The following is a 20376-nucleotide window of genomic DNA, read 5'->3' as shown; positions in this document are numbered from 1 at the left end:
GTCCTTCTAGTTTCGAGGCAGTCCCAGCAACCGCTGGGCGATGATGTTGCGTTGGATCTCGGAGGTGCCACCGGCGATGGTGCCGCCGAATGTGCGGACGTACCGCTCGAACCACCCGCACCGGTACAGCTCCAGATGCTGCGCGCTGTACGGCCCAGAGAACGTCGGGTGATCCAGCGCGTCGGCGCCCGCGGCGCCCAGCGCGTACTCGGTCGCCGCCTGCGACGCCTCCGAACCGAACAGTTTGAGCACCGACAGCGCGGCCGCGTCCTCGTCGCCACGCGCGGCGCGGGCCAGTGCCACCGAGCCGAGAAGGCGCAGCGCCTGGTTGTCCATCACCAGCCCGGCGTACCGGTCACGATCAAGGACCGAGGTGGGACGGTAGTCCTCGACCAGCTCTTGCAGGCGGTCCGCATAGCTGAGCCACAACATGTTTCGCTCGTGTCCGAGCGAACCGTTGGCGACCCGCCAGCCCTCGTTCAACGGTCCCACCAGGTTCTCGGCGGGCACCCGCACGTCGTTGAAGAAGACCTCGTTGAAATCCAGGTCGTCGGCGTCACACAGCGACGCGAACGGCCGCCGCACCACGCCCGGGAGGTCCGTCGGGATCATCAGCACGCTGATGCCCTTGTGTTTGGGCGCTTTCGGATCCGTGCGAACGAAAGTCAGCAGGACGTCGGCGTCGTGTGCCCCCGAGGTCCACACCTTCTGGCCGTTGACGACGAAATGGTCGCCGTCGGCGACCGCGGTGGAACGCAGCGACGCCAGGTCCGATCCGGCGCCCGGCTCGCTCATCCCGAGCGATGCGGTGATATCGGCCCGCAGGATCGGGACCGCCCAGCGGCGCTGCTGTTCGGGGGTGCCGAACGAGATCAGCGAGGCCGAGATGATGCCAACACCCTGCGGGTTGTAGGTCAGATACACCCGCCGGCGCGCCAGCTCCTCCTGATGGACGTACTGCTGCAGGATCGTCGCGTTGCGCCCGCCGAACTCCGGCGGGTAGCCCGGCAGCAGCCATCCGTTGTCGAACATCAGCCGTTGCCAGTCGCGGGCCCAGCCCGGCACGTCGCTGCTGGACCGCGACCGCTCCAGGGCGACGGCATCGGAGGGAAGATGTTCGTCGAGGAAGGCGTTGAATTCGGCGCGGAACGCCTCGACATCAGCATCGAAGGTGAGCTGCACGGGACTCCCGCCGGATCAAATCTTTGGTAGGACTATTGTTATCTCCAAAATGAGAATACTATTCTCATCGTGAGAAAGTTACAATCTCTGACACGTTGGCCGCGAGGGGGTCGAGGACCGCAATGGCGAGACGTTCTCCGGTACAGTCAGTTCATGTTCTCCCCACCCGGCCGGCGTCTGAGCCGCCGGTGACGAGCCCCAGCGAGGAGCCTGCCTGGAAGCAGCGCGCGGTCGAACGGTCGATCAAAACCGCGAAGTTACGGGCGGCGCAACGCGTGCAGCGCTTCCTGGACGCCGCGCAGGCGATCATCATCGAAAAGGGCAGCACCGACTTCACCGTCCAAGAGGTCGTCGACCGCTCGCGGCAGTCGCTACGCAGCTTCTACCTGCAGTTCGACGGTAAGCACGAGCTGCTGTTGGCCCTCTTCGAGGACGCACTGAGTCGGTCTGCAGACCAGATCCGCGCCGCCACCACCACCGAGGACGAGCCGATCGAGCGACTCAAGGTCGCCGTGCAGTTGCTCTTCGAATCCTCGCGTCCGGACCCGACGGCCAAGCGCCCGCTGTTCACCGACTTCGCCCCTCGGCTCCTGCTCTCGCACCCCGCCGAGGTCAAGATCGCACACGCGCCGCTGCTCGCGCTGCTGACCGAGCTGATGGAAGAGGCCGGTGAGGCGGGCCAGCTGCGGGAGGGCATCAACCCGAAGCGGATGGCGGCCATGACCATGCAGACGGTCATGTTCGTGGCACAGTCCAACGGTGCCGAGGACGGCACCACGCATCCGATCACCGCCGACGAGGTCTGGGACTTCGTCTCGCACGGATTTGCCGCCCAGTAGGCGGAGAACTCCGTTCTCACCTCTGGCGCGAGAATCGCGTTCTCGCTCCCACCGCGCCCCGGAACGGTGCCTGACAAGCGGTGCGGAGAATCGTATTCTTCTGAGCGAAGAGCTTAAATATTCCGATTTGAATCCCTTGTTGACACTCCTTCATGACGAATGCCAGAGTTGTGAGACAAATGCCAGCCCACTGTCTTACGCGACCTGACCGGCGAGAGGCGATCCGGTGACGATCAGCGCTGAAAATCCCGACGTGCACGATGCGGAACAGGACGAGTTGTACTACGACCCGTACAGCATCGAACTCAACATGAACCCGTACGCGGTCTTCGCGCGCCTGCGCGAAGAGGCCCCGCTGTACTACAACGCCAAACACGACTTCTACGCGTTGAGCCGGTTCGAGGATGTCAACAAGGCCGTCATCGACCACCAGACCTTCATCTCGGGTCGCGGCGCGTTGCTCGAGATCATCAAGTCGGGGATGGAGATCCCCCCGGGCACACTGATTTTCGAGGATCCGCCGATCCACAACATCCACCGCAACCTGCTGTCCCGGGTGTTCACCCCGCGCAAGGTGCAGGCGCTGGAACCCCAGATCCGCGAGTTCACCGCCGGATGCCTGGACCCGTTGACCGGCACGGACAAATTCGACTTCGTCAACGATCTCGGCGCGCAGATGCCGATGCGGGTCATCGGAATGCTCTTGGGCATACCGGAAGCCGACCAGCGCCGCGTCACCGAGCACGGTGAGGCGACGTTGCAGAGCGACTCAGTCGACCTGATGGCCAGCGGTGAGGTGTTCGCCGAATTCATCGACTACCGCACCGAGCATCCCTCCGACGACATCATGACCGACCTGCTCAACGCCGAGTTCGAAGACGAGACCGGCACCCGTCGCCGACTGCGCCGCGAGGAACTGCTGATGTACCTGACGGTCATCGCCACCGCGGGCAGCGAAACCACGACACGCTTGATCGGTTGGGCCGGAAAGACACTCGCCGACTATCCGGACCAGCGCGCCGAGTTGGTCGCCGACCCGGCCCTCATCCCGCAAGCGATCGAGGAGATCCTGCGCTGGGAACCGCCGGCGCTGCAGATCGCCCGGTACGTGACGCGCGACGTCGAATACTACGGTCAGACGGTGCCGGAGGGATCGGCGATGCTGATGCTGGTGGGCGCCGCCAACCGCGACCATCGCCGCTTCCCGCCGGACGGCGACGACTTCGATATCCACCGAGAGCTGCACTCCCACATGACGTTCGGAGCGGGAACGCACTTCTGCATGGGTAACGCGCTGGCACGCCTGGAGGGCCGGATCGCGCTCGAGGAAATCCTCAAGAGATTCCCGACCTGGGAGGTCGACTGGCCCAACGCGCGCCCATCGCCGACCACCGCGGTCCGCGGCTGGGAAACCATGCCCACCTTTGTCAACTCCAAATAGAACCCAAACCCCCTGTTACGACAACGAATTGAGGTAACCGATGACCGGACGCGTTGAAGGCAAGGTCGCTTTCATCACCGGCGCCGCCCGCGGCCAGGGCCGCGCCCATGCCGTACGGCTGGCGCAGGAAGGCGCCGATATCATCGCCGTGGACATCTGCAAGCAGATCGACAGCGTGCAGATTCCACTGTCGACCCCCGAAGACCTCGCCGAGACCGCCGATCTGGTGAAGGGCCTCAACCGCCGCATCTACACCGCCGAGGTCGACACCCGCGACTTCGAAGCACTCAAGGCCGCCGTCGACACCGGCGTGGAGCAACTCGGCCGGCTGGACATCATCGTTGCCAATGCCGGCATCGGCAACGGCGGTGCCACGCTGGACAAGACCAGCGAAGAAGACTGGACCGACATGATCGACGTCAACCTCGCCGGCGTCTGGAAGACCGTCAAGGCGGGCGTGCCGCACATCCTGGCCGGTGGACGCGGCGGTTCGATCGTCCTCACCAGCTCGGTCGGCGGCCTGAAGGCCTACCCGCACACGGGCCACTACGTTGCCGCGAAACACGGTGTGGTGGGCCTGATGCGAACCTTCGCCGTCGAGCTCGGCGCCCAGAACATCCGCGTCAACTCCGTGCACCCGACCAACGTGAACACCCCGTTGTTCATGAACGAGGGCACCATGAAACTGTTCCGTCCCGACCTGGAGAATCCGGGTCCCGACGATATGAAGGTCGTCGGCCAGATGATGCACACGCTGCCGATCGGCTGGGTCGAGCCCGAGGACATCGCCAACGCCGTGCTGTTCCTGGCCTCCGACGAGAGCCGCTACATCACCGGGGTGACGCTGCCGGTCGACGGCGGCAGCTGCCTCAAGTAGGCACCCAGATGACCGCTGCCGAGCTGTCGGTTCCGCGCAGCTGGGAGGAGATCACACCGGGGTGGATGACGGCGGCGCTCGGGAAGCACTTCCCGGGAGCCACCGTCGAGGACGTCAGCGTCGCGCTGCGCGACGACGGCACCAATCGCCGGGCGCGGCTGGCGCTGAAGTATTCGACGGGGTCGGGTCCGAAGACGGTGTTCGCCAAGGCCGTCGATCCCGACCACGCCGAACTCGTCGCTCTCACCAGCGGCCTGTTCCACGAGCCGAGGCTGTTCAGTTCGGGTGTGTCGCTGCCGCTTGACCATCCGACCGTCTACGCCGCGTTGATCGACGAGCCCGGCTCGAACTTTGTGATGATCATGGAGGACGTCGTCGCGCGCGGCGCCGACCCACGCGACTCCACCCGGCCGATGTCGGTCGAGCAGGTTGCCAAGGGCGTCCGCGGACTGGCGCGCATGCACAGCCAGTTCTGGGGTGAGCGGCTGACCGCGAACCCGGCGCTGGACTGGCTCGAGCCGTTCGTCGCCTTCGAAGGACTCGAGCATGCGCCACTCGACATCGCCCGAGATCGACTGGGCGACACCGTCTCCTCTCAGATACTCGGCCTCAGCGGCACCGACCTGTTCGTCGACATCTGGGCCCGCTACATCGGCACCCTGACTGGATCTTCGACGTCCGCCCCGACCCTGCTGCACGGCGATCCGCACATCGGCAACACCTATGTGCTGCCCGATGACGAGGTGGGGTTCCTGGACTGGCAGATGGCTCGACGCGGTAACTGGTCCCTGGATCTCGGCTATTTCCTGCAGGGGGCGCTGACGATCGAGGACCGCAGGCGGGCCGAACGCGACCTGCTCGATGAGTACCGCGCAGCGCTCACTCTGCCCGCCGCCGAACTCCCGTCGGCCGAGGAAGTGTGGCTGCGGTACCGCGCGTCGGTCGCACACGGGCTGGCCATCTGGATGGCGACGCTCTCCGGCGGCGACGCGTGGCAAGGCGCCGACATCTGTCTGGCGCTGGCGCAACGGTATTCGGCCGCGTTCATCGACCTCGACACCCGCGCCGCGCTGGCGGCTCTGGACTAGGCGCACGACCTAGATGTCGATGACGACCTTGCCCAACGCCTTGCGCTCGGCGACGTGACGCAAGGCGGCCGCGGCGTCGTCGAGCGCGAACCGGGCGCCGATGTAGGGACGGAGCTTGCCTTCGGCGTACAGGGCGTGTAGTTCCTCGTCGTCGCGTACCACCTCTTCCGGGTAGTCCGACGCAAAGGTGCGGATCTCCATGCCGCGGACTGTAATACCCTTCAGCAGCACCAGATTGAGCGGAACAGATGGAATCTCGCCGGCCGCATAGCCGAGTGTGACGAAGGTTCCGCCCCGCCCGAGGCCGCGCAGCGCGGGCACGGAGTACGGTCCGCCGACGGGGTCGACGACGATCTGTGCGCCGGCCTTGCCGGTGATCTCCTTGATCCGGTCGCGCAGGTTTTCGCGGTCGTAGTCCACACATGCTTCGGCGCCGCGCTCGCGGCACAGATCGAGCTTCTCTCGACCCGAAGCCGCCGCCAGCACCCTGCCGCCGAGCAGTCGCGCGATATCGACCGCGGCGATTCCGACGCCGCCGGCCGCACCGAGCACGACGACCCAGTCACCCGGTTGTACCGGCGCGACGGTACGCAAGGCGTAGAACGCAGTCCGATACGTGACACCGAACGCCGCGGCTTCGGCGTAGTCGACGCCGTCCGGAATCGGCGACACCGCGCGCGCGTCCACCACCGCCTGCTCTGCGAATGCGCCGACGAATGTCGTCGCCGTCACCCGGGAACCGACGCGGCAGTCGACGCCGTCACCGACGGCGATCACCTCTCCGGCCATCTCGCTGCCGGGGCTGAACGGTGGCGGCACCTTGACCTGATAGTTGCCGCCGATCAACAACACGTCGGGATAGTTGACCGCGGCCGCGCGCACCCTGATCACAACCTCACCGGGTTTCGGTGTCGGATCGGGAAGTTCGTCGAGCACCAGATCTTCGGGTTGGCAGTACTCCCGGCACACGATCGCCCTCATCGGCCCACTCCAATCGTTCGACCAACTAACAATAGCCAGGGACACGCGCTTGGCTCCCGCCGACCGAAACCCCCCGATCATGGCCGTCGGAGTGGTTCGATGGACCCTTGGACACCGACGGTCCGCAGGGGGTGGGGATGTGAAGCGACTCAACGGCATGGACGCCATGTTGCTCTACAGCGAGACGCCCAACCTCCACACGCACACGTTGAAGGTCGCCATCATCAACGCCGCCGATTTCGACGGTGAATTCACCTTCGACCTGTTCCGTCGGACCATCGCCCGGCGACTGCACCTGCTCGACCCCCTGCGCTACCGGCTCGTCGACATCCCGTGGAAGTTGCATCACCCGATGTGGCTGGAAGACTGCCCGGTGGACCTCGACTACCACCTGCGCCGCGTCCACGTGCCGAGCCCGGGTGGTCGCCGCGAGCTCGACGAGGTCATCGGCCGGATCGCCAGCACGCCGCTCGACCGCAGCCGCCCGCTGTGGGAGTTCCACTTCGCGGAGGGGATGGCCGACAATCGCTTCGCGCTCATCGGGAAGGTGCACCACACCCTGGCCGACGGTGTGGCGTCGGCGAATCTGCTTGCGCGGCTGATGGATCTCGCGGACGGCACGCAGAACGAGCGCGAGGAGTACGCCGTGTGCGACGCCCCGGGTCGATCCGATCTGGTGAAGGTCGCGGTGCGTGACCACGCCACGAACGTCGCCGCGCTGCCCACGCTCGCTCGCGACGCGGTGCGCGGGTTCACCAAGTTGCGGCGCCGTGCCAAGGAGCGCACCGATCAACCGGACCTGGCGAAGATGTTCCGCACACCGCCGACGTTCCTCAACCACGTGGTCTCGCCGGGGCGCACGTTCGCCACGGCGTCGCTGTCGCTGGCCGAGGTCAAGGAGACGGCCAAACAACTGAAGGTGACGTTCAACGACATCGTGCTGGCCACCGCTGCAGGTGGGCTGCGCGAACTGCTGTTGCGATACGACGGGCGCGCTGACCGGCCCCTGATGGCGTCGGTGCCGGTGAGCACCGATCTGTCCCCGGACCGGGTCACCGGCAACGAGATCGGTGGCCTGTCGGTATCGCTGCCCGTTCATATCGACGATCCGCTCGAACGAGTCCGGCTGACGTCCGTGGCGACGGCGCGAGCCAAGGAGAACTACGAACTGCTCGGCCCCAAGTTGCAGGGACAGTTGATGGAGTACCTCCCTCCCCCGCTGACACCGACGCTCCTCCGCTGGCAGAGCCAACGAGCCAAGCACAACCCCCTGATGAATGTCGCGGTGTCGAGCGTGCCCGGACCACGCCGCCGCGGCCACATCGGCGGCGCCCCCGTGAGCGAGATCTACTCGATCGGCGTGCTGTCGGCCGGCAGCGCGTTCAACATGACGGTGTGGAGTTACGTCGACCAGGTGGACATCTCGATCCTGTCCGACGACGTGACCTTCGACGACATCCACGAGGCCACCGACGCCATGGTGCACGGCCTCGACGAGATCCGCTCCGCGGCAGGGCTTCCCGCGTTGTCCGTGGTGGGCACGGCGATGGCACCGGCCCCCGCGGCCCGTTAGTCGACCAGGTCGAGCAGGTCCTTCCGAGCCACCTTGCCGGTGTTGCCGCGTGGGAGCTCGTCGAGGACGGTGATCTGCCGCGGCACCTTGTAGTTGGCGAGGTTGTCACGGACGTGCTGTTTGAGGTCGTCGGGGCCTGCGCTTTTGCCCTCGTTGAGCACGACGAAGGCCACGAGGCGCTGACCGTACTGCTCGTCGTCGACGCCCAGCACCACCGCCTCCTTGACATCGGAATGCTGGGCCAGCGTTTTCTCCACCTCGATCGGGTACACGTTCTCTCCGCCGGAGACGATCATCTCGTCGTCGCGGCCGACCACGAACAACCGCCCGGCTTCGTCGAGGTAACCGACGTCTCCCGACGCCATGAAACCGTCGCGGAAGTCCTTGGTCTGGCCAGAGGTGTACCCGTCGAACAACGTGCCGCTGCGGACGAAGATCTGACCCGTCTCCCCGGCGGGAAGTTCGTTGAATTCAGCGTCGTAGATGCGGATCTCGGTGCCGTCGGCGGGGGTCCCGGCCGTGTCGGGAGCCGCTCGCAGGTCGGACGGCGTCGCGGTGGCGATCATGCCCGCTTCGGTGGCGTTGTAGTTGTTGTAGATCACGTCGCCGAACCGGTCCATGAATTTGATCACGACATCGGGCCGCATCCGCGAACCTGACGCCGTCGCGAAGCGAAGTGACTTGCCGCTGTAGCGGTTCAACGCCTCGTCGGGGAGGTCCATGATCCGGTCGAACATCACCGGCACCACCGCCAGACCGGTCGCCTTGTACCGGTCGACCAGTTCCAGCGTGGCCTCGGGGTCGAACTTGCGGCGGGTGACGATGGTGCAGGCGAGCAGCGCGGCGAACAGCAGCTGCGAGAAGCCCCACGCGTGGAACATCGGCGCGACGATGACGGTGGCCTCCTCGGCGCGCCACGGGGTCCGGTCCAGCACCGCCTTGAGATCGCCTGCGCCGCCACTGCCTTGACCGCGTTTGGCGCCTTTCGGGGTTCCCGTGGTGCCCGACGTCAGCAGGATGATGTCGCTGTTGCGTTCGGTGGCGGCGGGCCGCTTGCCGAGATTGGACTCGATGAGCTGATCGAGGGTCAGCCCGTCGGTAGCTTCGTCGGTCCAGGCGAGGATCCGCGTCGCGTCGGGTTTGTCGGCCATGGCCCGGTCGACGATCTCGGCGAACTCCTCGTCGAAGATGACGACGTCGGCGCCTTCCCGATCGACCACCTCGGCCATGGCCGGACCCGCGAACGAGGTGTTGAGCAGCAGCACGTCGGCGCCGATTCGGTTCGAGGCCACCAGGGACTCGATGAAGCCGCGATGGTTGCGGCACATCACGGCAACGGTTTTCGGCGTGCCGCCGGGTAGGGCTTGCAGCCCGGTGGCCACCGCGTCGCAGCGATCGTCGATCTGCTTCCAGGTCAGGGTGCCGCGCTCGTCGACGAGTCCTGGGCGGTCCGGGCAGCGCTGCGCGGCCGCGGCGAAGCCGACCGTCGCGGTCATACCCACGCGCCGCATCGCCGCGCCCATCCGCAGGTACTTATCGGGCCGCAGCGGCGCGATCAAGCCGGCCCGCCACAGCGTCTGCACGAGTCCGAGAACGTCAGCCATCGGTCAGCCCAGTACCGGGAACCGGCGTTCGGCGGCCAGTTCGTCGAGCGCGGTCTGCATCACGGAGCGCACGTGCGCATCGACCTCCTTCACGTCGGGGTCCTCTCCGAACTGCTCGACCACATTAATCGGCGGCAACACCCGCGTGGTGATCTTGGCGGGCAGTGGGAGGTTCGGCGGGAAGAACACCGACACCCCGAACGGGAATCCGACACTGATGGGCAGGATCTCGGCGCGTAAACGCTTGAGACCGATGCGCCGGGCGATCGAGTCGCCACGCGCGAGGAACAGTTGTGTCTCCTGGGCGCCGATCGACACCATGGGCACGATCGGGACGCCGGACTCGACAGCGGTCCGGACGTATCCCGTGCGACCGGCGAAGTCGATGACGTTCTCGCTGAACGTCGGCCGGTAGGAGTCGTAGTCGCCACCGGGGAAGACCAGCACCACCGCACCCTCGCGCAACGCCTTCGCCGCGTTCTCCCGGTTGGCACCGATGACGCCGGCGCGACGCAGCAGTGTGCCGACGGGCCCGACGAAGATGGCGTCGTGCCCGAGCGTGTACACGGGACGGTCGAAGCCGAACTTTGCGTAGAAGGCCGGGGCGAAGACGAGCACATCGGGAGTGAGCATGCCGCCCGAGTGGTTGGACACCAGTAACGCTCCCCCGGCCGCGGGCATGGCGTCCAGGTCGCGCACCTCGGCGCGGAAGTATCGCTTGATGAGTGGGCCGACCGTGTTGATGATGCCCCGGGTGAACGCGGGGTCCCACTTCGCGACTTCCGGCTTTTGCGCCCCATTGCTACTCATGTCGCACCTGTCATACCCGCACCCGCCCTCCCCGCCACGTGAATATGCTACTTTCGCAAAAAGAGAATGTCATACTCGCAGGTGGGAGGCGTAATGGCGGGGGCGATATTGGTGACCGGCGGCTTCGGCCTGGTCGGTTCGGCGACCGCACGCAGGCTGGCCGAACTCGGACGCTCCGTGGTGGTGGCCGACCTGGACACCCCGGCGAACAGGAAAGCACAGGCGAAGCTGCCGCGGGGCGTCACCGTGCGATGGACCGACCTGACCGATGAGGCTGCGGTGCAGCGGTTGGTCAGCGACGTCGCACCCGAGGCGATCATTCATCTGGCCGCCGTGATCCCGCCACCGATCTACAAGAACCCGGGCCTGGCGCGGCGCGTCAACGTCGAGGCCACCGCGACGCTGGTGCGCATCGCCGAACAGCAGTCGGCGCCGCCGCGCTTCGTCCAGGCATCGAGCAACGCGGTCTACGGTGCCCGCAACCCGCACACGGCCGCGGCGCCCGTGCGCGCTGACGACCCGATGCGGCCCTGCGACCTCTACAGCGGCACCAAGGCGGAGGCCGAGGCGATCGTGCGGGCCTCGAAACTGCCGTGGGTGGTGCTGCGCCTGGGTGGTGTGCTGAGCACCGATCCCAACGCGATGCCGATGAGCGCCGACGCCTTGTACTTCGAGAGCCTGCTACCGACCGACGGCCGGCTGCACACCGTCGACGTCCGCGATGTCGCGTGGGCCTTCGCCGCGGCGACCACCGCCGACGTCGTCGGGGAGATCCTGCTGATCGCCGGCGACGACTCGCACCGCATCCGCCAGGGCGACGTGGGCGCGGCGCTGGCGGCGGCCCGCGGCCTGCCCGGGGTGCTGCCGCCCGGTCGGCCCGGTGACCCCGACCGCGACGACACCTGGTTCGTCACCGATTGGATGGACACCACCCGCGCGCAGGAAGCGCTTCAGTTCCAGCACTATTCGTGGCCCGACATGCAAGCCGAGGCCGCCGCCAATGCCGGTTGGACGCGTTATGTGATGCGTCTGCTGACCCCGCTCGCGCCGCTACTGCGCGCGCTCCTCGAACGCCGCGGCGCTTACCGGAACACACCCGGAACCTACGCCGATCCGTGGGGCGCGATCCGCGCCCGGCTGGGCGAGCCGGCGTGGGATCGACCCCGCGATCTGTCCTGACGGCCTAGTCTTCGGCGGGTGGAGACGTTCAACGGACGCGCAGCGGTCATCACCGGCGGCGCGAGCGGTATCGGGTTCGCCGCCGCTCAGGAGTTCGCCCGACGCGGGGCGCGCATCATGCTCAGCGACATCGATTCGACGGCGCTCGACCGCGCGGTAGCCGATCTGCGCGGCGATGGCGTCGACGCGCACGGCGTGGTGTGCGACGTGCGGAAGTTCGACGACGTCAACCGGTTGGCCGACGAGGCGTTCGGCGTGTTCGGTGACGTGCACCTGGTGTTCAACAACGCCGGGATCGCCTACGCCGGCCCGATCGCGCAGACCAGCCACGACGACTGGCGATTCGTCATCGACGTCGACCTGTGGGGCCCGATCCACGGCGTGGAGGCGTTCCTGCCCCGGCTGATCGCCCAGGAAGCCGACAGCCACATCGCGTTCACCTCGTCGTTCGCCGGGCTGATTCCCAACGTCGGCCTGGGCCCCTACTGCGTCGCCAAGTACGGCGTCGTCGCGCTCGCGGAGACGTTGTCGCGCGAGGTGCGCGCTAACGGCATCGGGGTGACGGTGTTGTGCCCGATGATCGTCGACACGAATCTGCTCGCCAACACCGAACGCGTGCGCAGTGAGGATTACGGTCCGGCCACCGCGTCCGGCGCAAACTCGGTTCAGCAGTTGGCGTCGGATCCGAGCGACGACTCCGTGCTCAACGTCGACGAGGTGGCGCGCCTGACCGCCGACGCGATCGAAGCCAACCGGCTCTACGTGCTACCACACAACGCGGCACGCGGCTCGATTCGACGCCGCTTCGAGCGCATCGACCGCACCTTCGACGACCAGTCCGCCGCGGGCTGGACCCACTGACGGGAACTCTGCCGAGACGGCGGTTTCTGACGAAAAGCGTGCGAATTTCGTCAGAAACCGTAGTCTCGCGACGCGACCGGGCTAGACCGGCCCCAGTGTCGGGCGACCCGTGTCCGGGTGGTGATACCAGCCGCCCGCCGCGTGGGTCCCGCCGTCGACGTGGATCGTCTGACCGGTGAGGTAGCTCGACATGCCGGAGGCCAGAAACACTGCTGCCGAGGCGATTTCGTCGACATGCCCCGGTCTGCCCATCGGTATGCCGGGAGCGACGTCGGGGCTCAGCGTGCCGCCGGAGATCTGCATCAGGCCCTCGGTCAAGGTGAGGTCCGGGGCGAGGGCGTTGACCCGGATGCCGTGTGGGGACAGTTCGAACGCGGCGGTCTGGGTGTAGTTGATGACGCCGGCCTTGGCGGCGGCGTATGCGGCGTATCCCGGTGCGGCGCGCACACCTTCGATCGACGTCACGTTGATGACGCTGCCCGGCCTGCCGGCCTCCACGAGACGGCGCGCGACCCGCTGGGTGCACAGCAGCACGTGACGAAGGTTCGCCTTGTACAGCGCATCCCAGCCGTTCTCCGTGGTCTCGAGCATCGGCGAGAAGAAGGTGCCACCGGCGTTGTTGACCAGAATGGACACCTCGCCGAGCGCATCGGCGGTCTGCTGCAGCGCCGCGTCGACCTGAGCGCTGTCACGCACGTCGGTGACGATGCCCAGCGCGCCGATCGTCGAGGCCGTCGCCGCACAGGTTTCCGGGTCGCGCTCCCAGATCGCGACGGACGCCCCGAAGGCGGTGAGCCCTTCGGCGATTCCCTTGCCGATGCCCGCGCCACCGCCGGTGACGACCGCCACGCGGCCGGTGAGCAGAATGTTCGACGGATCGATGGCCATCGGTCGAGGCTAGCGACTCGCTACGCGCCTAGCACCGACATTGCGGTGAGGGTCGTTCACAGGCCCACAGCGCTGGCTGCAATCTTAGGCGCTGGTTGCGGTCATTCCTGCGCCCGTCAACCGGTCTTGGTTGTGCGAATGGTGAGACCCGCGGGCGCGTTTCCGATGACCCCTTCCTCCTCGAGCGCCGTGATCTCGTCGTCGCTGAGCCCGAGCGCGGTCAGTACCTCGCGGTTGTGCTGTCCCAGCAGCGGTGCGGGGCTGCGATGAAAACTCCGGACGGACGCGATACGCATGGGCAGCGTGCTGTGTCGGGCCGGCGGGTTGACGGGATGGTCGACCTCCTCGTAGAAGCCGCGGTGCACCAGCTGCTCGAGGTCGCCGACGCGGTGCGGTTGCATCACCTTGGCCACCGGAACCCCGGCCGCCCAGAGCGTTTCGACGATATCGTCACCGGTGCGGCCGGCGCACCATGCGCCCAGGTGCTCATCGATGGTGTCCTGGTTGCGCCGACGGCCGTCGGCCGTGGCGAGCTCGTCGGTCACCCACGCCGGCCGCCCGAGGGCATCGACCAGGCCTGCCCACTGCTCGTCGGTGGCCACCGCGATCGCGACCCAGTCGTCGGGGCGGCCGAACTCGTCGAGCTCGCTGGTGCGATACAGGTTCTGCGGCGCGGCGGTCGGCCCGCGGTTGCCCTGCCGCTGCAGGAGATTTCCGTAGGCCGAGTATTCGATGACCTGCTCGGCGGCGACATTGAGCGCGGCGTCGACCATCGCGGCCTCAATCCGCACCCCCTGTCCCGTCCGTCGCCGGTGCGCCAGCGCGAGCAACAGCGCGTTGAGACCGTGCACCCCGGCGTTGGGATCGCCGACCGAATACGGCTCGACCGGGTTCTGATCCGGATGCCCCGTCAGCCAGGTGATTCCGGAGCAGTCCTCGATCACGTAAGCGAACGCGGGCTTGTCGCGCCACGGCCCGTCGAGCCCGAATCCCGGCATGCGCATCATGATCGCGTCGGGGCGCAGCCGGTGCACGGCATCGAAGTCCAGACCGATCTGGTCGAGCACCCGCGGGGTGTAGTTCTCGACAATGACGTCGCAGGTCGTGATGAGCCGGCGCAGCAGCTCCACGCCGCGCTCGGAACGGATGTCGAGCGTGACGCTCTTCTTGTTGGTGTTCAAGCCGGAGAAGATCGGCGAGCGCTCCCACCACTGCTCCTCGGTGATCGGCACCCCGGCGATGAGCCGCGTGCCGTCGGGTCGCGCGGTGGACTCGATGTGGATCACCTCGGCGCCCAGCAACGCCAGCATGTGGGTGCACGACGGGCCGGCCCAGAAGCTCGTCATGTCGAGCACCCGTAGCCCCTCGAACGATGTTCGCGAAACCCCACCCAGGGTCGTGATCTCGGCAGAATCGCGACCCTGTTGTACCGTTCGCGAACGATACAGGGCGGTGTGCTCGCCGAGCCGGGGCGCGGGCAGCGGCGCGCGCAGCAGCGACGGCGTGGTGCGGTACGGCGGCCCGGGCTGGGTGAAGCCGTCGCGAGGATTGGTGACGAACGTGCCGCGTTCGACGAACTGGTCGAAATCTGTGACAGTGGCGCCGTTTCCGACCGGTGCGTTCGGAATCCGGAAGGCGCTGGACAGCTCGAGGATGTCCTCGACGCGGTTCTCTTTCACCCACTCGTAGATCTGCTCGGCGTGGATGTTGGCCTGTTCGGTGATCGACAGGTCACCGCCCTCGTCGATCCATTCGTCGTGGCCGACCATCGCGCACAGGTCGAACCACTGTTGCGCGGTGCCGCACCCCAACGCCACCAGCCCGTCGGCCGCGGACGCGACACCTGGCACGGTCAACCGGCGGCGGTCCCGGAACGGACGTCCGAGCGCATCGTTGAACGACACCGAATAGTAAGTCAGGCAGAGAATCTGGGCCTCGAGGATCGAGACGTCGACCAGACCCGGGGCCGCCGTCGTACCTGCGGCCGCGTACGCGCCCGCCAGCCACTCCCCGATCTGGCCTGCGACGAACAGCGGCGCGCGATCCGGTGCACCCCGGCCCAGCCCGATCACGCCACCCGACCACGCCTGCAGGGTGAACTCGGTGGCAGGCTTGTCCGCCCACGGTCCCTCGAGCCCGAACGGGGTGATCGCGGTGACGGTCAGATGACCGTAGGCATCGGCGAGGGCGGCGGGGGTGAACTCGTCGAGTTCGGCGACCGCCGATCCGCGCGACCACACGACCGCATCGGCGGCTGACAGCAACCCGCGCAACATGTCCAGGTCGGCGGCGACGTCCGGGTCGACGACGACGCTGTGTTTCGAGCAGGCCAGAAAGCTGAATAGCGCCCCGTCAGTTTCCGGCTCGATGCGTGCCCCCGACGCGGACCAGGTTCGCAGCGGATCACCCTGCGGCGACTCCACTTTGACCACCGTGGCACCACCGTCGGCGAGGACTTTGGTGGCGTAGCCTCCCGCGATTCCGCTCGACAGGTCAACGACGGTGTACTCGTCCAGCGCCGGCACTAATCCTTCTTTCTGCGGTTGGCCTTGCTCAACCGGAACTCGGGCGGGAACTTGTCGTCGTTGTCGTTGACGGCGTCCGCGAGGCCCACATCGATCGCGTCGGCAAGCATGAAGTCGTCGCCGTCGGGCCGCGCCGCGCCGCCCATCGACTCGAACATCGCCGACAGCAGGCTGCCGAGGTATTCGCCCTGGAACTGCTTGACCACCTCGAAGAACATCTTCTGCTGAAACACACTGTCCACCGGTCGGTTCCGTGCACACGCGTGGGCGTACTTGGCGACCTCGGCCTCGAGCTGGTGACGCGGCACCACCTTGTTGAGGAAGTTGCACTCCTTCATCTCGTCGGCGGTGAAGGGGCGACCGGTATACACCATCTCCTGAAACGGTCGCAGCCCCATGGTCATCACCCAGGTCCACATCCGCGGGCCCCAACCGAAGTACCGGAACGACGGATGACCGAACAGCGCGTCGTCGCTGGAGATCACCAGGTCCGCGTCCGCGCACTGGTAGAAGTGCCAGCCGTAGCAGTACCCCTTGGCCTCAACGATGCTGATCTTCTTGAGTTCCTGCAACGCCCGGTTGCCCGCCGCGACGTTGGCGTACCACTGCCCCATCGTCGCGCCGTGCCGGAACGATCCCTTTGGCGGATAGGTGACATTCGGATCGTCCACCCGCAGCTCGGCCAGCCGCGCGTCGTCGTCACCGTCCATGAACTCCGGCAGATCCGCGCCACTGCCGAGATTCTCGCCGACACCGCGGATCACGACGACCTTCACATCGTCGTCGACGGTGGCGCCACGCAGAAGGTCGGCATACCGCAACCGCGCAGCCGACGTCGGCGCGTTCAGGTACTCCGGCCGGTTGAACGTGATGGTCGCGATCTTGGTCGCCGGATCCTTCTCGTAGAGGACGATCTCCTCAGGCGCGGGCCGACTCCCGAGGTCCGACATGGCGCGTCAACCGATTCCGACGCCCGCACCACTCCAGAGCGGACTGGAGGTCAGCACCTCGGCCCCGTCGGCGGTGACGTGCACAGCGTCGCGGCTGAAGACCGCGCCCACGCCCTCCTGCCAGACATAGCCGCTGACCGCGAGCACCATGCCGGGTTCGAGCAGTTCGTCGGCGATGGTGGCCCGCAGGGCCGGGGTGACGACGGGCGAGTCGTAGCCCAGACCGAGGCCGTGGGCGACGGGCATCGCGGGCAGCGGCTCACCGACCGCCTCGTAGGCGGCGAGCAGGCCACTCGCGGGACGACCCGGCTGACAAGCGTCTAGAAGCTTGTCCCACAGACGGTTCCAGCGATCGTAAAGCTGTGGGACCGCAGACCCCTCGACCTCTCCGACCGGCCATGTGCGGCCGACTTCGCCGACGTAGCCGTCGGCCAGCGCACCGGCCGAGAACGCCACCAGGTCACCGTCCTCGATGTGGCCGTTGCTGCGGGCGCGTCGCCACGGATGTTCCTTGCTCGTCACCCATGCGCCGTCCTGGGTGGCGGGTGTGCAGACACCGCCAGCCGCCATCGCCTCCATCAGCGCGCCCGTCAGCGACTTCTCGGTGGCTCCGGCCGCCAACTCGGCGCGGGCCGCGTTGAGCGCCGCTTCGGCCACGCCCAGCGCACCGCGCAACACGGCGATCTCATCCGGTGTCTTGATGCGGCGAGCGGCCCTCAGCGCCGGTTCGGCGTCGACGATCTCTGCGGCGGGAAACGCCATCGGCAGTAGTTGCGCGAACGTCGGTGTCAGCGAATCGGTTCCGACCCGTTTGGCGGTGGCGGCCCCGGGCAGCGCCTTGAGCACCTCGACCAGCGTCATCGGATTCCACGCCAGCCCGTACAGGTGGTCGTGGGGGATCTCGTCGGGGATGCCCTCGTCCCAGGTGCTGTTGAGGTGGATCTCTCCGGTCGAGCGGATCACCTCGCAAATCGGTCCGAACGGGCGGGTGCCCGCCACCCACAGCTGCGGGGCGCCGGTCACGTAGCGCACGTTGGCCTGCCGGCCCAGCACCAGGATGTCGATGTCGCGTTCCTCCATCTGGGCCAGCGCGCGCTCGCGGCGGCCCCGCCGCAGATCGGCTGCGTCAGGGAGAATCTGGAGTGCCATTCAGTTCCGTCCGTAAGGGGCGTAGGGGTAATCGGTGATGGACTGGTAACCGTCGTCGGTGATGACGACGATCTCCTCGCTTCGGTAGCCACCGGTGCCGTCCTCCCACACCACGGGTTCGAGCACCAGCAGCATGCCGGCGGGGAACACGAAGTTGTCGTCGAACTCCTGGCCCAGATCGGTTCCGATCATCGGCATTTCGGCGGCGTTGGTGCCGATGCCGTGGCCGAGGTAGAAGTGCGGCAGCCACGGTTTGGTTCCACCGTTGGCGGCGATCGCCGCGCGGGCCAGATCACCGCTCGTGGCACCGGCTTTGGTGACCGACAGCACGGCAGACAGGATCTCGCGCCACTTCTCGAACTGCGCGTGTTGGCGGTCGTTCGGCTCGTCGCCGACCAGCCACGTGCGCCCGAAGTCGGAGCAGTAGCCCTTGTAGGTGATGCTCATGTCGGTCCACAGCACGTCGCCGCGTTCGAGTTCACGTTCGGTGGTCAGCAGGGGCAGCGCCAGATCTCCAGTGGTGGTCCAGACCGAACCGCTGGTCTTCGTCGTGGGCATCACCTGCCAGATGGCCTCGAGCATGTTGGCGGTCGCGCCGAGTTCGAAGGCGCGCCGGACGAACGCCGCCGAGAGGTCGACCTGCCGCACACCGGGGGCGAGCGCCTTCTGCACGTCGACCATCGCCTCTTCGGTGATACGGCAGGCATGGCGGACGCACGAGATCTGGTCGGGCGTCTTGACCAGCTTGGCCGGCCCGACGACCTGCGCGGCGTCCGACGGCGGACCCGAAGGGAACAGAGCTGCGGATGCGCGGCGCATGGCGCCGGTCAGCTCGTCGACCGCGATCTTGCCGCCCGCGGGAACCAGGTCGGCCAGCACCTTCGCGAATTGTTCGACACCCTCGTCGAATTCGAGGTAGAGCGGGCCGTACACATGATCGTCGGGAACCTCGCACTGCGATGACGACCCCTCGCGCAGCGGCATGAACAAGTGCGGATGCGGGTCGTCGGCGAGCACGATCGCCACCGGGCGTTCCACGTGTGAGAGCCCGGCGTCGAGCAGCGGCCAGCTGATTCCGGTCGCATACACGACGTTGCCGTTGCCGATCAGCACCAGTGCGGCGACACCCTTGTCCTTCATCGAATCACGCAGCCGGGCACCGCATTCCCGGTACATCCGGGCGAGGTCGGGAAGGTCCGGAATGTCGATCGACGCCGACTGTGGTGCGAATGTGGTCACGAGATCCCCAGGAAGTTCTTGATGTTGGTGCTGACGATCTTCACGGCGTTCTCGGGTCCGACCGCGTCGACGACCGTCTTCAGCGACTTCTCCGAGTATCCGAACGTGGATTCGTTGTGCGGGTAGTCCGACGACCACATCACGTTGTCGACGCCGATCTTGTCGATGAGCTCCAGGCCGAGCGGGTCGACCATGAACGACGCGCACATGTGGTTGTCCCAGTAGTGCCGCACGGGATGCTCGAGCTGGTGGTTGAACATGTGTCGGTACGACGCGAGCATGTGCTCGGCGTCCTGCAGAGCCGTTGGCACCCAGGCGATACCGCCCTCGAACCACCCGATCTTCAGCGTCGGGTGGCGGTCGAGGATGCCGGAGAACACATACTTGGCGAACTGCTCGCGGAACGAGTCGACATTGACCATCATGCCCACCACGACGCTGTTGTGCTGGCACGGCGTCTTGGGTGGCGTCTCGCCGATGTGGTGACTGACCGGCACGCCTGCGGCCTCGATCTCGTCCCACACCGCGTCCATGTCGGTGCTGCCGTAGTCGTAGATGTTGCCGTCGTCATCTTTCCCGGGGTTGAGCGGCAGCAGGAACGTTTTGAGCCCCAGCGACTTCAGCTCCTCCAGCGTGCTCCTGGTGCCCTTGGGGTCCCACCAGTTGATCAGGCCAACACCATAGAAGTGGCCGTTGCTGCGCTCCTGCAGATCGGCGATGTGCTCGTTGTAGATCCGGAAGACCCGCTCGCGCAGGGCCTTGTCCGGATAGTGGAACAACGCGAGCACCGCGTTGGGGAAGGCCAGTTCCTTGTCGATGCCGTCCTCTTTGAGCTCACGGACGCGGGCCTCGATGTTGTTCGACGCCGCTCCGGCGAGGTCGTCGTACTGCATCAGCACCCGGCCGAAGTCACCCCCCGTCCAGGCCTTGCCCTTCATGCCGACCATGTAGGCGCCGTCCTCGTACCAGATGCGCGGCGCGGCGCCCTTGAGCTCCTCGGGGAAACGGTCGTAGAAGATGTCGTCGGCCACCGAGATGTGGTTGTCCGCGGAGAAGATCTCGGTGCCGGCGGGCAGCCCGAAATCGCCTGTAGCGTGGCCCTTGCGGTGCTTGGGGGCGCCGAAGCCCTCGGGTGGATAGAGGGTGGCCGACGACATCTTCTACGACCGTTTCCCCGAGGAGCTCAAGGG

17 protein-coding genes are annotated in these 20376 nt (G+C 66.8%); 7 read left to right on the top strand and 10 right to left on the bottom strand.

The annotated features are described in order from the left end of the window. Window positions 1-6: 6 nt before the first annotated feature. Window positions 7-1182 carry an acyl-CoA dehydrogenase family protein gene (locus A5790_RS14285; RefSeq protein ID WP_066845235.1) on the bottom strand — a complete coding sequence of 392 codons (1176 nt, stop codon included), beginning with the start codon at window positions 1180-1182 and terminating at the stop codon, window positions 7-9. A gap of 122 nt (window positions 1183-1304) precedes the next feature. Here A5790_RS14285 and A5790_RS14280 point away from each other — a divergent pair, with 122 nt between their 5' ends. The 4 genes from A5790_RS14280 (at window position 1305) to A5790_RS14265 (ending at window position 5427) form a co-directional block, all read left to right on the top strand. Then, the gene (locus A5790_RS14280) at window positions 1305-2021 is read left to right on the top strand and encodes a TetR/AcrR family transcriptional regulator (RefSeq protein ID WP_082961723.1); all 717 of its coding nucleotides are present in this window, start codon (window positions 1305-1307) and stop codon (window positions 2019-2021) included. 310 nt (window positions 2022-2331) lie between these two features. Beyond that, complete coding sequence (locus A5790_RS14275) at window positions 2332-3462, top strand: cytochrome P450 (RefSeq protein ID WP_231987791.1); 1131 nt, start codon at window positions 2332-2334, stop codon at window positions 3460-3462. A 40-nt stretch (window positions 3463-3502) separates the two neighbouring features. Then, on the top strand, window positions 3503-4339 hold the full coding sequence (locus tag A5790_RS14270; protein WP_066845228.1) for a mycofactocin-coupled SDR family oxidoreductase: 837 nt from the start codon (window positions 3503-3505) through the stop codon (window positions 4337-4339). 8 nt (window positions 4340-4347) lie between these two features. Further along, window positions 4348-5427 carry a phosphotransferase gene (locus A5790_RS14265; RefSeq protein WP_066845226.1) on the top strand — a complete coding sequence of 360 codons (1080 nt, stop codon included), beginning with the start codon at window positions 4348-4350 and terminating at the stop codon, window positions 5425-5427. A gap of 9 nt (window positions 5428-5436) precedes the next feature. Here the strand turns inward: A5790_RS14265 and A5790_RS14260 are convergent, their stop codons facing one another. Beyond that, the gene (locus tag A5790_RS14260; RefSeq protein WP_066845223.1) at window positions 5437-6408 is read right to left on the bottom strand and encodes an NADPH:quinone oxidoreductase family protein; all 972 of its coding nucleotides are present in this window, start codon (window positions 6406-6408) and stop codon (window positions 5437-5439) included. A 139-nt stretch (window positions 6409-6547) separates the two neighbouring features. Between A5790_RS14260 and A5790_RS14255 the strand changes: the two genes are divergently transcribed. Then, on the top strand, window positions 6548-7981 hold the full coding sequence (locus tag A5790_RS14255) for a wax ester/triacylglycerol synthase family O-acyltransferase (protein WP_066845220.1): 1434 nt from the start codon (window positions 6548-6550) through the stop codon (window positions 7979-7981). On the opposite strand, the gene fadD12 is transcribed toward A5790_RS14255, so the two are convergent. Then, entirely contained in the window at window positions 7978-9585 is a 1608-nt protein-coding gene (gene fadD12 / locus A5790_RS14250; protein WP_066845217.1) for an acyl-CoA ligase FadD12, read from the bottom strand. The genes A5790_RS14255 and fadD12 overlap by 4 nt on opposite strands. 3 nt (window positions 9586-9588) lie before the next feature. After that, a complete protein-coding gene (locus tag A5790_RS14245) occupies window positions 9589-10395 on the bottom strand; it encodes a lysophospholipid acyltransferase family protein (protein WP_066845214.1) in 807 nt (268 codons plus the stop codon). A 93-nt stretch (window positions 10396-10488) separates the two neighbouring features. Between A5790_RS14245 and A5790_RS14240 the strand changes: the two genes are divergently transcribed. Next, window positions 10489-11574, top strand: coding sequence for an NAD(P)-dependent oxidoreductase (locus tag A5790_RS14240; protein ID WP_066845212.1), 1086 nt, complete (start codon window positions 10489-10491; stop codon window positions 11572-11574). Window positions 11575-11592: 18 nt separating this feature from the next. Next, window positions 11593-12435, top strand: coding sequence for an SDR family NAD(P)-dependent oxidoreductase (locus A5790_RS14235; RefSeq protein WP_066845209.1), 843 nt, complete (start codon window positions 11593-11595; stop codon window positions 12433-12435). Between the two features lie 81 nt (window positions 12436-12516). Here A5790_RS14235 and A5790_RS14230 read toward each other — a convergent pair whose 3' ends face one another. The 6 genes from A5790_RS14230 to A5790_RS14205 all read right to left on the bottom strand — a co-directional run bounded on the left by A5790_RS14230 (window position 12517) and on the right by A5790_RS14205 (window position 20343). After that, window positions 12517-13323 carry an SDR family NAD(P)-dependent oxidoreductase gene (locus tag A5790_RS14230; protein WP_066845205.1) on the bottom strand — a complete coding sequence of 269 codons (807 nt, stop codon included), beginning with the start codon at window positions 13321-13323 and terminating at the stop codon, window positions 12517-12519. A 116-nt stretch (window positions 13324-13439) separates the two neighbouring features. Then, window positions 13440-15848 (bottom strand): CoA transferase, encoded by a 2409-nt coding sequence (locus A5790_RS14225; protein WP_066845203.1) that lies wholly within the window; start codon window positions 15846-15848, stop codon window positions 13440-13442. Further along, window positions 15848-16798: an enoyl-CoA hydratase/isomerase family protein gene (locus A5790_RS14220; RefSeq protein WP_066845202.1), complete on the bottom strand. Its 951-nt coding sequence runs from the start codon at window positions 16796-16798 to the stop codon at window positions 15848-15850. The genes A5790_RS14225 and A5790_RS14220 overlap by 1 nt, the downstream gene beginning before the upstream one ends. 6 nt (window positions 16799-16804) lie before the next feature. Then, on the bottom strand, window positions 16805-17947 hold the full coding sequence (locus tag A5790_RS14215) for a Xaa-Pro peptidase family protein (protein WP_066845199.1): 1143 nt from the start codon (window positions 17945-17947) through the stop codon (window positions 16805-16807). Next, window positions 17948-19123 carry a Xaa-Pro peptidase family protein gene (locus A5790_RS14210; RefSeq protein ID WP_197696789.1) on the bottom strand — a complete coding sequence of 392 codons (1176 nt, stop codon included), beginning with the start codon at window positions 19121-19123 and terminating at the stop codon, window positions 17948-17950. 59 nt (window positions 19124-19182) lie between these two features. Next, entirely contained in the window at window positions 19183-20343 is a 1161-nt protein-coding gene (locus tag A5790_RS14205) for an amidohydrolase family protein (protein WP_066845191.1), read from the bottom strand. Window positions 20344-20376: the final 33 nt, after the last annotated feature.

The sequence above is a fragment of the Mycobacterium sp. 852002-51152_SCH6134967 genome, assembly GCF_001667105.1.
GTDB classification, from domain to species: Bacteria; Actinomycetota; Actinomycetes; order Mycobacteriales; family Mycobacteriaceae; genus Mycobacterium; species Mycobacterium neumannii_A.
This window is presented reverse-complemented; position numbering and strand designations above follow the sequence as displayed.

What these genes read in the sequence shown, in the direction of transcription:
- A5790_RS14270 (WP_066845228.1), top strand. Translation starts at nt 3,503, where the DNA reads ATGACCGGACGCGTTGAAGGCAAGGTCGCTTTCATCACCGGCGCCGCC.
- A5790_RS14275 (WP_231987791.1), top strand. Translation starts at nt 2,332, where the DNA reads ATGAACCCGTACGCGGTCTTCGCGCGCCTGCGCGAAGAGGCCCCGCTG.
- fadD12 (WP_066845217.1), bottom strand. Translation starts at nt 9,585, where the DNA reads ATGGCTGACGTTCTCGGACTCGTGCAGACGCTGTGGCGGGCCGGCTTG.
- A5790_RS14280 (WP_082961723.1), top strand. Translation starts at nt 1,305, where the DNA reads ATGGCGAGACGTTCTCCGGTACAGTCAGTTCATGTTCTCCCCACCCGG.
- A5790_RS14230 (WP_066845205.1), bottom strand. Translation starts at nt 13,323, where the DNA reads ATGGCCATCGATCCGTCGAACATTCTGCTCACCGGCCGCGTGGCGGTC.
- A5790_RS14215 (WP_066845199.1), bottom strand. Translation starts at nt 17,947, where the DNA reads ATGGCACTCCAGATTCTCCCTGACGCAGCCGATCTGCGGCGGGGCCGC.
- A5790_RS14265 (WP_066845226.1), top strand. Translation starts at nt 4,348, where the DNA reads ATGACCGCTGCCGAGCTGTCGGTTCCGCGCAGCTGGGAGGAGATCACA.
- A5790_RS14260 (WP_066845223.1), bottom strand. Translation starts at nt 6,408, where the DNA reads ATGAGGGCGATCGTGTGCCGGGAGTACTGCCAACCCGAAGATCTGGTG.
- A5790_RS14240 (WP_066845212.1), top strand. Translation starts at nt 10,489, where the DNA reads ATGGCGGGGGCGATATTGGTGACCGGCGGCTTCGGCCTGGTCGGTTCG.
- A5790_RS14220 (WP_066845202.1), bottom strand. Translation starts at nt 16,798, where the DNA reads ATGTCGGACCTCGGGAGTCGGCCCGCGCCTGAGGAGATCGTCCTCTAC.
- A5790_RS14205 (WP_066845191.1), bottom strand. Translation starts at nt 20,343, where the DNA reads ATGTCGTCGGCCACCCTCTATCCACCCGAGGGCTTCGGCGCCCCCAAG.
- A5790_RS14245 (WP_066845214.1), bottom strand. Translation starts at nt 10,395, where the DNA reads ATGAGTAGCAATGGGGCGCAAAAGCCGGAAGTCGCGAAGTGGGACCCC.
- A5790_RS14210 (WP_197696789.1), bottom strand. Translation starts at nt 19,123, where the DNA reads ATGTACCGGGAATGCGGTGCCCGGCTGCGTGATTCGATGAAGGACAAG.